Here is a 13,457-nt window from a genome sequence, read left to right on the forward strand (position 1 = left end):
AGCAATCCAGGGCGGTGTAACTCTGCCCTGGATTGCTTCGCTGCGCTCGCAATGACGAATTTCATGAGAGGCAGGATACGCCCCATTGCAGACATACGGCGTTTGACCCACCATTCAGCGGATGGTTTCCGGATCATGGACGACGAGGACAAATGAAAATCCCGCGATGGTACTTATGGCAGTTGGCGGCGTGGTTCGTTACGGGACTTCCGTTCCAGTGGTTTTTCACGGCTTTCAACGGCCTGCCATTTTTCTCATTGCCCGATGCGCCGGGGCCTAACGGCCCGTCGATACCACTTTGGGTTCTGGTGATAATTTTTCTCTATCACCCAATCTTGACCGCTCCGGCGGCGGCTTGGTCTGCCTGTTCCGATTCCAATCGGCGTTGAAGAGCCCTGCCGCGCTCTGAGGGCGGCTGCGCTAGTACTCAGCGATAGAATGTCCGCTCACCACCCAAAGCTGGCAACCCGTCGCGCTCCGCCTGCACGGAGTGGCGGGACGAAAACACTCGTTCCCACCTCAATCCTTCAACAATGCCTTGCACCCTGCCCCGACCAGCACAGTGTCAGCCTGCGGCGAGTGAATCCGGCTGCACAGCACGTCGCGGTAATGCCTCTCGAGCGGGTTGTTACGGCTGATGCCCGGGTTGCCGGTCAGTTCCAACCCCAGCGCCACTGCCTGGATCGCGTTCGCATTGGCGACATGCTTGATCAGGTTGGCCTCGGTGGCGGCGGGCAGCGCGCCTTCGTCGGCCGCCCGCGCCGCGCCTGCGATCAGGGCGCGGTTGGTGTAGAGCAGCGCCTCGATCTCGCCCAGCTTCTCCTGCACGCGCGGCAGGGTCGCCAGCGCAGCCCCGAGGTTCGCGGGCACCCGCGCGTTGAGATAGCCGACCAGCCAGTCCCGTGCGGCGCGGGCGACCCCGTCGTAGATCGTGGCGATCGCCAGCGCGTTCCACAGCGCCTGTCCTGCCGCCGGTTCCCACTCGGCCGGAAGCCGGACGTCGACTGCATGCTCGGCCGGGATCGCCACGTCTTCGAACACGACCTTGTGGCTTACCGTGGCACGCATGCCGAGGTGGTCCCACTCAGGCACGATGGTGATGCCGGGCGTCGCCGGGTCCACGAGAAAGCTGCCGACGCGCGGGGCTGCCTCGTCGGTGCGTGCCCAGACGACGAACCAGTCGAGCCCGGTCGAGCCGGTGGAATAGATCTTCTCGCCGCTGATGCGCCAGCCTTGCGGGGTGCGGGTGGCGGTGGTCTTGGGCAGGCCGCCGCGTACCGGGGTGCCGAGTTCCGGCTCGACGCGGAACGTGCCGATCAGTCCGCGTCCCGCCACCGCCTCGCGCGCCAGTCGTTCGTAGAGAGGACGCGGCCAGCGGGCGGCCTTCTCGGCGGCGTGGAAGGCGTAGGTCATGAACAGGATGAGCGCGGTGGACGGCTCCCCCTGCGCCACCGCGCCCAGCACCCGCAGCGTGTCGGCATAGCCCGCACCCGCGCCGCCCAGCTTTGGATCGACCGTCAGGCCGATGAGGCCCGCCTTGGCCAGAATGTCGAAGTTGGCGCGCGGGAACGTGGCAGCGCGGTCGTGGTCCTGCGCGCTGGCTGCCAGCTTGCGGGTGATTTCCTGCAAGGCGGCGTCATCGGGAAGGCGCAGCGAAGCGGGTTCAAGTATACGGGTCGCCATCGTCGAAGCTCCGAAAGCACAAGTTGTCTTGTGAAACCTGTGTTCACTGCCGCCGCGTTCGACAAACGAGTTCGGCGCGATCTGGCTTGAGAGTTTGTGGACTGCGCCTGACGCCCGGGCATCTGTTGAGATAGCTCAATAGTCACATTGCCATTGCCGGATAGTCTTGCACGATCGCGGCGCTAGGCTTGGTGAGCAGGATCGATCCTTGCCGGGGCACTTCGCGTGAAAGCCCCCGGCGTACGGGTCTCCATTCCCTTCCAAGCAAGCGAGCCCGCATGACTTTCACGCCGCCTGACGACGATATCGCCGAACCCGAAGCCCCGCCGCCGCGTCCGCTCATCAACCGGCGCAGCGTGCTGGCGGGCGGCGTGGTCGCGGCGGCGGGGGCGGCCGGGCTCTATGCCGCCGCGCGGCCCGCGCCGCTGCCGCGCAATGCGAAAGGGCAGCGCAAGATCACGCTGGCGTGGAATGCCAACGCCATCTGCCTCGCCCCCGCGCTGCTGGCCAAGGAACAGGGCATCTACGAGCGCTTCGGCCTCGACGTGGAACTGATGAACTTCGCCGGGTCCACCGACCAGCTGCTGGAGGCGATCTCCACCGGCAAGGCCGACGCCGGGGTCGGCATGATCCTGCGCTGGATCAAGCCGCTGGAACAGGGCTTCGACGTGCGGCTGATCGCGGGCACCCACGGCGGCTGCATCCGCGTGCTGGGATCGCGCCGGGCGGGGATCACCGATGCGGTGGAGAGCCTGCGCGGCAAGGCGATCGGCCTTTCGGAAATCACCGGCGCCGGGCGCAATGCGCTGGCGGTGCTGCTGAAGGCCAACGGCCTCGATCCCAATCGTGACGTCGAATGGAAGGCATTTCCCGCGCCGCTCCTCGCCGCCGCGGTCGAGAAGGGCGAGATCCAGGCTTTCGTCGATTCCGACCCGATCGCCTACGTGCTGCAGAAGAATTCGGGCGGCGATCTGGTGGAGGTGCTCTCCAACCTCTCGGCTCCCTGGCAGGACCGCGTGTGCTGCGTGCTCGGCGCCAGCGGCGACCTGCTGCGCCGCGACCGCGCCAGCGGCGTCGCGCTGGCGCAGGCGCTGACGACGGCGGCCTCGATCTGCTCGCAGCAGCCCGAGGCGGTGGCGCGCGCCTTCGCGCCTTATGCCAAGGCCAGCGTCGAGGATCTGGTCGCGGTGCTGAAGATGCAGACCCACGATCACCACCCTGTCGGCCGCGACCTGCACAACGAGGTCGCGCTCTATGCCGGGGAGCTGCGCGACGTCGGAGTGATGAAGCCGACCACCGATCCGCAAAGTTTCGCCAGCCGCACCGTCGAACAGCTTTTCGCATGAAGGACACGCCATGAGCAGCAGCGCCCTCGCCTTATCGTCTGATCGCTTCGCCGGACGCAGTGAAGAGGTCGTCGAACCGGCTTCCCCGCGCGCTCCGGTGTGGCGAGGCGGCATTGTCGCGGCGCTGGCATGGGCCGCCGCCGCCGGGGTCACCTGGACGTGGCCGGATATCACGCCATGGTCGCGTTCGGGGCTGCTGGGTGCGGTTGAGTGCACGTTGGGTGCCGCTCTGTGCCTCCTCGCATTCGCCGGAAATCGCGGCCGACTGGCGGCACTCCGGCCTTGGGATCGCTGGCTCGGCGCGGGTGCGGTGCTGCTTACACTGTGGCAGATTCTGACCGCAAAGACCGCAATTCTGCCGCTTCCGTTCTTCCCTCCGCCCCAGTCGATCCTCGAAGTCTACACCGACGACAGCGCCCGATTGCTCGAAAGCGCGGCCCGTTCGCTGCTCCTGCTGCTGCCGGGCTATGCGATCGGCGGAGCGGTCGGTTTCGCCAACGGCGTCGCCATCGGCTGGTGGAAACAGGCGAGCTACTGGGGCCACCCGATCCTGCGTTTCGTCGGCCCGCTGCCCGCCACCGCATGGCTGCCGCTGGCGTTCTTCGTGTTCCCCGGATCGCAGAGCGCCAGCACCTTCCTGATCGCGCTGGCGACCGCCTTTCCGGTCGCGGTGCTGACGTCCTCAGGCGTCAAGGGCGTCAATGCGGCGTATTATGACATCGCCCGCACCTTGGGCGCGAGCGAGCGGTTCCTGATCCTGAAAGTGGCAATCCCGGCCGCGCTCCCGGACGTTTTCGTCGGCCTTTTCATGGGCCTCGGCGCATCGTTCGCCGTGCTGATCGTAGCCGAGATGATGGGCGTCAAGGCCGGGCTCGGCTGGTATCTGCAGTGGGCGCAAGGGTGGGCGGCCTATGCCAACCTCTACGGTGCGCTGATCGTGATGGCGCTGTTGTTCTCGGGGCTGATCGCCCTCCTCTTCACCGTGCGCGACCGCGTGCTCGCCTGGCAGAAGGCAATCGTTCGATGGTAACTCTGGTCCATTCCCCCGCGACCACCGGCCTGTCCGTACAGGCCCGCGGCGTCCACCACGCTTTCGACACGCCCGGCGGCCCGCTGCCGGTGCTGGACGACGTCACCCTCGACATTGAGCCGGGCGAATTCGTCGCCCTCCTCGGCCCCAGCGGCTGCGGAAAATCCACGCTTCTGCGCCTTTTGGCGGGGCTTGAGGCTCCGTCCGAGGGCAAACTCGGCGCAGACAAGGTCCGCATAGTCGGCCCCGATCCGTCGCGGCTGCTCGTGTTCCAGGACCCGACGCTATATCCATGGCGCAGCGTGCACGGCAACGTCGCGCTCGGCCTTGAGGCGCAGGGCGTGGACCCGCAGGAGGCCGAGGCCCGCGTCGATCGCACCTTGCGGCTCGTCGGTCTCGAAGGCTTCGAGCAGGCGCTGCCGAGCGAGCTTTCCGGTGGCATGGCTCAGCGTGCCGCGCTCGCCCGCGTGCTGGTGAACGAGCCGCGCCTGCTGCTGCTGGACGAGCCGTTCGGCAAGCTGGATTCTCTGACCCGAATGACCCTGCAGACCGAAATCCTGCGGCTTTGGCGCGATGCCGGGTTCACCGTGCTGCTGGTCACCCACGATGTCGAGGAAGCCCTGCTGCTGGCCCAGCGGATCGTCGTGTTCAGCCCGCGCCCGGCGCGGATCGTGCGTGAGGTGACGGTCGGGGAGCCCTATCCGCGCCGCCGCGACGACCCGGCGCTGCAGTCGCTGCGCCGCGATATCCTCGCCTCGCTGGGCCATGCCCATGAACTTTGAGGGCTGAGGCAGCGTCAGTCCCCGACAGAAACCGACATGCCGCCGCCACGGCTGCGCTGAGTGGCGACGACGATGCAGTCGCGGCCACCTTCCTTGGCGCGAAGAAGCGCAGCGTCGGCGGTCGTGATCAGCGCCTGGATCGGGCCGTGACGGGGATAGACCGCGAGCCCCAGCGACACCGTGACTTGCCCGATCGGTTGCCCCTCGTGCGTAAGGTCGAGCGCCGCGACGCGCTCGCGAATGCGCTCGGCCCGTTCCAGCGCCAGGGCCTCGTCCGCGCCGGGCATCAGCATCAGGAATTCCTCGCCGCCGTAGCGCAGCGCCAGATCGTCTTCGCGCGCGCCGCCCGCGAAGACGGCGGCGACGGTGCGGATGACGAGGTCCCCGGCATCGTGGCCGAAGCGGTCGTTGAGCCGCTTGAAGTGGTCGATGTCCATCATCAGGCAGGCGATCGGCGTGCCGGCGGCGTCGGCGGTAGCGACCAGACGGCGCAAGGTGTCGTCCAGCTCATGCCGGTTGCGCAGGCCGGTCAGCGGGTCGAACAGCGCCTTTTCGTGAAGCACGTCGCGCAAGTTCAGGTTGGCGAGCGCGAGCCCGACCGTCTCGGACATCAGTTCGATGTAGACGCCGGTGGACTCGTCCGGCCCGTGGTCGGCAGCCAGGTTCTCCAGCACCAGCAGGCCGATCGTCTCGCCCTGCGCGGTCAGCGGTACGCAGATCGTCGCCCGGGCCGCTGACGGGGCCACGTGGCGGCACGGCACGTCGAGCATCTCTCCGCCGGGGGCATGGATCTGTCCGCGTCGCAGCGCCCAGCAATCGTCCGGGCCGAAGGCGGCGTCAGTGCCTTGCGGCCCGCTCCTTTCCGCGCCGTCGCCATGCGACCCGCGCCACTCGGCGGCGCAGACCATCAGGTCCATGCGGTTGTCCAGCGTGTAGAGCCGCCCGGCAAGGCTCGGCGCGATCTCGGGCGCGAACAGGCGCACGACGGCGAACAGGTCGCTCACGCTCTCGCAGCCCTGCAGGCGCTGAGTCATCCGCGCCAGCAGGTCCCGCACCGCCCAGTCGGCGTCGCGCTCGCGCTCCAGCCTTTGACGCTCAAGGCCGTTCTCGCGGAAGATGCGGATGGCATGCGCCATGTCGCCGATCTCGTCGACTTGCGAGAAGGCCGGGGTCTCGACCGTATAGTCCTGATCCGCCAGCCGGTTGACGACGTCGCTCAGGGTCATGACCGGACGCAGGATGCGCCGCTTCAGGATGAAGCCCAGCACCAGCAGGAACAGCGCCGCCGTGATCGCGACCATGGCTTCGGACACCGAGCGCAGCCGCTGCGACGCCTGGCTCGCCTGCTCGATGGAATCGTCCGAGCGCTGGTCGAGCATATAGCGGAAACGGCCGATCAGGAAGCGAACGCGTTCCAGTTCGCGCTCGTACTCCGGCCCGAAGACGATGGCCCGCGCCGTGGCGTCGTCCCCGCGCCGGGTGGCGGCGATCGCCGCCTGCTGTTCGTCTTCCAGCGTTTTGGCCCAGCGCAGGCCCTCTTCCAGCGAGCGCAATTCCTGTTCGTTGGCGCCCCCGTCCTTGAGCTTCGCGACGCGCTGCTCGACCGTGCCGAGCGAGGCCAGCGTGCGCTGATAGGCGATGGCGTGGCTGGGATCGTCGGTCACCGCCGCCAGCCGCGCCTGGTCGGTCAGCTCCGAAAGGTCATTCTCGATCTCGAAGGTCAACTGGTCGAACAGGTCGCGCTGGCGCACCGCGGCGCGCTCGACCCGGTCGGCGCTTGAGGCCATGACCATCGTGACACCGGCCACGATGGTGAGGCAGACGGTCGCGCCGTAGGCCCAGTTGGTGATCGTCGCGATGCGCATGACCGGAAGCTAGGCCCGCATGGTTACTTTTTGGTGCATCCCATCAGGAATTGGAACCGCATTCACGCCATATGGCCACCGCAATTCGCGTGGATGACCTGCCCGGTGATCACCGAGGATCGCGCGGAGGCCAGAAACAGGAATACTTCGGCGATTTCCTCAGGTCTCGCGAGGCGTCCCAGCGGCAGCACCGAGGTGACGGCGGCCACCGCGCCGGTCTTGTCGGTTTCCATCAGGGCCTTCACCGTTTCCGTCATCGTCGGACCCGCCGAGACCGCATTGACGCGCACCAGCGGCGCGGCTTCGACCGCCATCGCGCGGGTCAGCCCCTCGATCGCGCATTTAGACGCGCCGTAGATGGCGAGCCCCGGCGTGGGAAAGCGCGCGGCGGTGGACGACATGTTGACGATCGCGCCGCCCCGCGCCCGCAGTTCGGGCAGCGCCGCGCGGCACATCGCGAATGTCGCGCCGAGATTGCTGGCAAGGGTGCGGGCGTAGTCCTCGTCCCCGGTGTCCTCCACCAGTGCGGTCGGATACCAGCCCGCGACGTTGGCCAGCAGGTCGAGCCCGCCCAGTTCGATCGCCGCCGCGACGGCCCGCGCCGCGACTTGCGCGTCGGCGGCATCGCCCGCCACCGTCCGCAGGTTCACGCCATGCGCTGCGCCGATGCGACGGGCAGCTTCCTCCAGCCGCGCCGCGTCGCGCGCCACCAACACCACGTCCGCGCCGCGTGCGGCGAGCGCCTCGGCCAGCACCGCGCCGATCCCGCGCGAAGCGCCGGTGACGATGGCCACGCGGCCAGCGAATTCCCCGGTCATGACTGCGCCGACACCCGCTCGTTCCGGATTACCCTGCCGCTTTCGTCGATCACCATGCGCAAGGCATAGCGCTCTCCGGGCTTGCCGCAGTCCTCGCTATAGATGACCCGCTCTCCGCGGATCGCCGAGTAGGCCTGGTCGCCGAGGCGATAGAGGTGCGTGCCGTGCTCCGCGTAGACCCAGGTGCCGCCCGCCAGAAGCTCCACCGCCACGAGCGCGCCCAATGTCGCCCGCACCTTGGGCCTTGCCGACCACGCCCGCATCCGGCTGGGCAGCGTGTCGGCATCGTCGTACTCGCGGGGCGGGACCAGCCCCAGGAACACCGCCCAGCGCCGCAACATCGCCATGATATGGGCGATCAGCAAGGCGGCAAGGATGCAGCAGGACATGGCGCGTCAGCTTACCGGAACCAGATGCAGTTCGCTACGCGTGTCGAGGTCGAACGCGAGCGCCGCCTTGCCGTCCGGCCCGGCCTGTAGTTCCTGCCCGGTCTGCACCACGCGGTAGTGCGTACCCGGCACCAGCCGCGCGAAGCCGAGGCTGACGCGCGCCGGCCCTTCCCCTGCCCGCAGCACCAGCGACAAGTCGCGCCCGTCGCTGACCGCACGGGTGACGATCGTTTCGGGATAGCACGCCTCGGCCAGCAGCGGGCCGGTATTCCACGCTTCGGGCAGGCCCTTGTTGACCATGTCGCGCACGGTGTTGCGGCGGGTCCAGGTCAGTGCGTCGGCCATGCCGGGACTGTACTGCGCGTCGATGCTCTCGCGGGTGGCGGCGATGATCTCCTCGTCGCCCATCTCCAGCGCGGCCCACAGCACCATCGTCAGCGGGTTCAGTTCGGGCCACTGCGCGAACGAGAAGTTGGCGGGCTTGCGCGTGTCCCAGCCCAGCGGCAGCAGCTTGAAATCGAGCGTGCCGTCAGGGCGGCGGGCGATGAAGTCCTGCTTGAGCACCTGCCACAGCCGCTCCGCCTGATCGGGCGCGTGGGGGGTGAGGAAGCGGATGCCCCAGGTCTCGCCGAACAGGCCCGAGAGGCTGGGCACGGTGAAGCCGAAGGGGGAGGAGGTGCAGACCTTCACCCGCCCGTCGGCCATCATCATTTCCTGCTCCATCGTCTGCTCGAAGCGGTCGCCGACCTTGCCGATCATGTCGGTGCCGTTGCGCGCATCGTGCAGCGCCAGCGCGGTGCGGCCGACGAGATTGCACATCGAATAGATCCAGCGCGGCTCGCACGGGAACCAGCCGATGTCGTAGCGGCGGAAGTTCTTCACCACTTCGTCCATCAGCGTTTCGTGGCTGTACGGGAACGCGGTCTTCTCGTCCCAGCGGAAGGTCAGCGCGTCCTTGCCCGCGAAGGGCGAGGTGCCGCTGGCCGTCTCGAACAGGCCGAGCGAGACGCCCATGAAACCCGACAGCATGATGTTGTCGGTGGCGACGGGGTTCTTCTCCAGCTTCAGGTTGCCCCACAGGCTTTCCCAGAACCAGTAGTTCCACGTCTTGCGGTCCACGTGCTTGCGGATCAGGTTTTCCTGCGCGGTGTTGAGGTAGCCGTGGAACGCCGGAAGCTGCGTGTACTGCCCGAAGGCGAGGTTCCACGACATCGTGCAGATCTGGTAGCGCAGCGCGCCGTCCTGCCAGGTGTCGCCGGTCGAGAACCCGGTCCAGCTGTCCACCGGCTGCAGCGCAAGGTCGAGCATGCGGCGGTACTCGCCGATCTGGCCCTCGGGCATCTCCGGCCCGGCCTCCACCGGCGCATCGCGCAGGATCGGCTCGGCCCGGGCGATCACGCGGTTGAGTTCCTCCCCCCGTGCCTGCTGGCGGGTGAAGTGCGCGCGGCGCCTCAGCGCCATGACGCCGAACGCCGCCAGCACGCCAACGGGGAGCGCATATTCGACGAAGGCGACGCCATCGCGCCCCTCGATCCAAGCGGCGGAGAGCAGCGCGGTGCCGATCAGCACCCCGGGCGGCGCGATGATCGGACCGCGCGCCCACCAGATGAACAGGATGACCGCGAAGGCCGCGATCGAGGCCAGCGCGCCCAGCACGCCGACTACCCCGCCCGCATAGAGGAACCCGCCGCCCGGGAAGATCAGCCCCAGCCCGAAGGCCTTCCACTGCGCGCTCATGCCCAGCACCACCGGCAGCACCGCCAGCGCGAAGACCACCGCAAGGCCAAGGTAGAAGCGCCGCAGCCGCCGCGCCGTCAACGGGCCGTGCGCGCGGTCACGCGGCGGGATCAGCGGGATCCGCGCCACGATGGGCGTCGGGCTGGCGACATGCGGCTGCTCGTAGGGCTGCGTGGCCATCGGTGCTCTCCATTGCGGCGTCTCGTTCGATCCGGTTGCCGGATTTGCGACGAATCGCCTGTCGTTATCGTAATACGATCTTGCCTATCCAAAAAGACCCCGCGGCCCTGAAGCAAGGGCCGCGGGGCAACGGAGAGGTCAGTAGCGCCAGCCGAGCTGGATGCCGTAAGTGCGCGGCATGCCGGTGAAGCGCGAGATCGAGGCGAGGTTGTCCTGGATGTTGGTCCAGTAGAACGTGTTGGTCACGTTGCGCACCCAGGCACCGATGCGGAGCTTGTCGTCGTGCAGCTTCACACCCGCTCGCAAGTCGAGCAGCGCGTATTCCTTGATCTGGAAGCGGCTGTCGCGATCGACGTACTGCGTGTTGCTGTTGGCCAGCGCGCTGCTGGTCTGGCTGTTGTAGGTGACCGAAGCGCCGATATAGGCATTGGCGCTGCCCACCGCCCAGTCGTACTGCGCATCGCCGATCGCGGTGATCGCCGGGGCATAAGGGAACTTCTGACCCGCAAAATCGTGCAGTTCGCCCAGCGCGTCGTAGCCGGTGAACTCGGTGATCTTGGTGTCGATGTAGGTCATGCCGGCGGAGATGCGCAGGCCGTCGGTGGGGCGCACGTCGATCTGCGTCTCGAAGCCGTAGACGCGGCTCTTGGGGATCTGCACCAGCCCGTCGAGGGTGCCGAACACCGGATCGGGCTTGCGGCCGCGCAGCTGCTTGTCCTTGTAGTCATAGTAGAACGCAGCGGCGGAAATTTCGACCAAACCGTTGCCGAACGGGGCCTTCACGCCCGCTTCATAGGCGGTGACGGACTCCTGCTTGACCGGGGTATAACCGCTGTAGCTGGCGACCGAGGCGGTCGGGAAGCTGCCCGACTTGTAGCCCCGGCTGACACGGGCATAGAGCAGCATGTCGCTGTCGGTCTTGTAGTTGACCCCGGCGTTCCACGAGATGTTGTCCTCGTTGAGCTGGTCGAAGTCGGCGGGATCGAAGATGACCGGGAACGTCGGCGTGAAGGTCAGGCAGCCGCCGGGCTGGACATTGGTGCCGAAGATCGCATTCCACCACGTCGCCGTGCCGCCACCGAAGTCGTTGGTGCAGCCCTCGAAGCTGCGCTTGGTGTTGGTGTAGCGCGCGCCGCCGATCAGGGTGAGCTGCGGGGACAGTTCGAACTCCACGTTACCGAAGGCGGCGTAGGACTTCACGTTCTGGCGTGAGTAGTTGAACGTCAGCTCACCATGCGGCGCGCCGGGGATCATGTAGAGCGGGTTGGCCGATGGGCCTTCGCTGAAGTTGTAGAACAGGCGATCGAACGTGCGCGAACGGTTGTAATTGCCGCCGACGATGACGTTGAGCGCACCATACTTGCCGGACAGGCGCAGTTCCTGCGCGAAGTCCTTGATGAAGCCGGTGGTGTTGGTGTCCACCGAGAACATCGTGGCGCCGTCGAAGTCCTGCACCGAATCCGTCTTGTAATCGGAATAGGCGGTCACCGAAGTCAGCGTCAGGTTCTCGTTCAGGTCGAGGTCGGCGCGGGCGCTGAGTTGCCAGAAGCGGTCGTCGCGCTTGGGACGGCGGCCGAAGATGCCGTAGCCCCAGTCGGCCGCGCGGGCCTTGTCCGGCGCGCGCGGATAGTCGCGGAATGCCGCGGCCTGCGGGCTGCCGCAGGTGCCTGCGGTGGATTCCGCGCAAGTATCCTCGACCAGCTGCGCGGCCTGGGTATCGCCCTTGTCGATCCAGCCATTGGCATTGAGCAGCAGGCGGAAGTTGCTGGTCGGCTCGATCGCCAGCTGGAAGCGGCCCTGCAGCTGGCGCTTGCGGCCGAGGCTGTCGTCGCGGGTGTAGCTGTACTGCCAGTCGTCGCTATGAACGCCGCGCACCGCGAGGCGCGCCTTGACGCCGTCGGTGATCGGGCCGCTGATGAAGGCGGTGGTGTCGATCTCGTTGAAGCGGCCGTAGCTGAGATCAAGACCGGCATCGAACACTTCGGTCGGCTTGTTGACCACGTAGTTGATCGCACCGCCGGTGGTGTTCTGGCCGAACAGCGTGCCCTGCGGACCTTTCAGCACCTCGACGCGCTGGATGTCGAACGCGGCGCCGCGCGTGGTGGCGCTGAACGGCAACGCCACTTCGTCAGTATAGACCGCGACGGTCGGCGAAGCGGACAGCGTCGTCTCGTAGAATCCGATGCCGCGCAGGGTATAGACCGGGGTGTTGAACGGCGAGGGCTGGACCGTCAGGCCCGGCACGATCTTGCCGAGGTCGGTGGGCGAGCTGATGCCGCGCTCCATCAGCGCCTCGCCCGACTGCGCGGTGATGGAAAGCCCGACGTCGTTGATCGACTGCTCGCGCTTGTTCGCGGTCACGATGATCTCGTTCGCCGATGCGCTCGGGGCATTCGGGGTGCTTGCAGTGCTGGTCGCGTCCTGCGCCCATGCCGCATCCGCGCTGGCCAGGACCGTGAGCGATACTGCCCCCAGCAACATCCGCCCAACTGCGATTCGCCCAACTGTAATTGGATTGCCTGTCGCCATTTCAGTTTCCTCCCTCCTTGGAGCCACGAGGCGCGGGAATTTGCTTCCCTGCCGTCCGTCGTGGATTGGAGGTATTGCCGCCCTCACACCATCTGTCAATATCGTTCGACGATTTCGTGATATGAGACCGATCGATCATTTTGTATTGATGATGGACGAAACGCTTGTAGAGCAGTACGGATTGGAAGTCCGGGAGAGACCCGGCGGCACGAGTGAGCAGGACAATGTCTACGCGGTTGAAGGACATGGCAGACGAAACCACCCTCGATGCGGAGGCCATCAAGGTCGACGCCGGAAGCGCGGCCGACAAAGTCTCCGAAGCCATAATCCGGGGCATCCGCGCGGGCGTGTTCGTGCCCGGCCAGCACCTCGTCGAACCTGACCTGACGCAGCGGCTGGGGATCAGCCGGGGCTCGCTGCGCGAAGCGCTCAAGCATCTTGCGGCGGACGGCATCGTCACGCTCAACCGCTATCGCGGCGCCTACATCGCCACGCTGGACCGCAAAGCGGTGCTCGATCTGCTGCAGACGCTGGAGCCGCTCGCCTGCCTCGCCGCGCGACTCGCGGCCGAGCATTGCGACACCGACGAGAAGCGCCGCCAGATCGTCGAGGCCGCCAACGCCATCGACGAGGCCAACCGCAACCACAACCGCGCGCTCTATCTGGAGCAGCGCCGCCAGTTCTATTCGGTGCTCGTTGCGATCGGCGGCAACGGAGAGCTTGAGCGCGCGATGCCGCTCACCCGCACCGACCTGTTCCGCGCCCAGATCGAATCGATCCAGTCGGAAAAGCAGCGCGTGCGCCATGCCTCGGGCTACAGCAAGATCGCCAAGGCCGTCGCGGAGAACGCCGTCGGCGCCGCCGACCGCGCGGTCCAGCGCCACTTCGCCGGCACGCGCAACACGATCGAGGAACTGCCCGCAGCGGCCTTCGCCAGCTTCGCGTCCTGAGCAGCTAACGTACCGAAACCCCTGTCGTCCCGGACCTGATCCGGGACCGCCGGCGGTGATCAACCCACCTGACGCCGAGGCGCCCGGCGCAATGGCGCAATGGCGCTTGCCTGAAGACGGCCACCGGTCCCGGATCAAGTCCGGGACG

General features: G+C 67.1%; 10 protein-coding genes. 4 read left to right on the top strand and 6 right to left on the bottom strand.

What is annotated here, in order from left to right; translation table 11 throughout:
• Positions 1-519 precede the first annotated feature (519 nt).
• Positions 520-1,683: an acyl-CoA dehydrogenase family protein gene (locus ACYPYD_RS08865; RefSeq protein ID WP_211150878.1), complete on the bottom strand. Its 1,164-nt coding sequence runs from the start codon at positions 1,681-1,683 to the stop codon at positions 520-522.
• Positions 1,684-1,961: 278 nt separating this feature from the next.
• Between ACYPYD_RS08865 and ACYPYD_RS08870 the strand changes: the two genes are divergently transcribed.
• From ACYPYD_RS08870 to ACYPYD_RS08880, 3 genes are read left to right on the top strand one after another with little or no spacing between them, the layout of a single operon-like run.
• Positions 1,962-3,029, top strand: a complete 1,068-nt coding sequence (locus tag ACYPYD_RS08870) for an ABC transporter substrate-binding protein (protein ID WP_211150879.1) — start codon at positions 1,962-1,964, stop codon at positions 3,027-3,029.
• Between the two features lie 10 nt (positions 3,030-3,039).
• Positions 3,040-4,059, top strand: coding sequence for an ABC transporter permease (locus tag ACYPYD_RS08875; RefSeq protein ID WP_211150880.1), 1,020 nt, complete (start codon positions 3,040-3,042; stop codon positions 4,057-4,059).
• Positions 4,053-4,841, top strand: coding sequence for an ABC transporter ATP-binding protein (locus ACYPYD_RS08880; protein ID WP_211150881.1), 789 nt, complete (start codon positions 4,053-4,055; stop codon positions 4,839-4,841). Before ACYPYD_RS08875 ends, ACYPYD_RS08880 begins: the two co-directional genes overlap by 7 nt.
• A gap of 14 nt (positions 4,842-4,855) precedes the next feature.
• Here ACYPYD_RS08880 and ACYPYD_RS08885 read toward each other — a convergent pair whose 3' ends face one another.
• The 5 genes from ACYPYD_RS08885 to ACYPYD_RS08905 all read right to left on the bottom strand — a co-directional run bounded on the left by ACYPYD_RS08885 (position 4,856) and on the right by ACYPYD_RS08905 (position 12,311).
• Positions 4,856-6,706 carry a diguanylate cyclase gene (locus tag ACYPYD_RS08885; RefSeq protein ID WP_211150882.1) on the bottom strand — a complete coding sequence of 617 codons (1,851 nt, stop codon included), beginning with the start codon at positions 6,704-6,706 and terminating at the stop codon, positions 4,856-4,858.
• Between the two features lie 62 nt (positions 6,707-6,768).
• A complete protein-coding gene (locus tag ACYPYD_RS08890) occupies positions 6,769-7,524 on the bottom strand; it encodes an SDR family NAD(P)-dependent oxidoreductase (protein WP_211150883.1) in 756 nt (251 codons plus the stop codon).
• Positions 7,521-7,913 (bottom strand): hypothetical protein, encoded by a 393-nt coding sequence (locus ACYPYD_RS08895; protein WP_211150884.1) that lies wholly within the window; start codon positions 7,911-7,913, stop codon positions 7,521-7,523. The genes ACYPYD_RS08890 and ACYPYD_RS08895 overlap by 4 nt, the downstream gene beginning before the upstream one ends.
• Before the next feature lie 6 nt (positions 7,914-7,919).
• Positions 7,920-9,830: a linalool dehydratase/isomerase domain-containing protein gene (locus ACYPYD_RS08900; RefSeq protein WP_459662846.1), complete on the bottom strand. Its 1,911-nt coding sequence runs from the start codon at positions 9,828-9,830 to the stop codon at positions 7,920-7,922.
• Positions 9,831-9,968: 138 nt separating this feature from the next.
• Positions 9,969-12,311: a TonB-dependent receptor gene (locus ACYPYD_RS08905; protein ID WP_211150886.1), complete on the bottom strand. Its 2,343-nt coding sequence runs from the start codon at positions 12,309-12,311 to the stop codon at positions 9,969-9,971.
• Between the two features lie 293 nt (positions 12,312-12,604).
• Between ACYPYD_RS08905 and ACYPYD_RS08910 the strand changes: the two genes are divergently transcribed.
• On the top strand, positions 12,605-13,309 hold the full coding sequence (locus tag ACYPYD_RS08910; protein WP_211150887.1) for a GntR family transcriptional regulator: 705 nt from the start codon (positions 12,605-12,607) through the stop codon (positions 13,307-13,309).
• Positions 13,310-13,457: the final 148 nt, after the last annotated feature.

This window comes from Novosphingobium sp. 11B, from assembly GCF_054589055.1.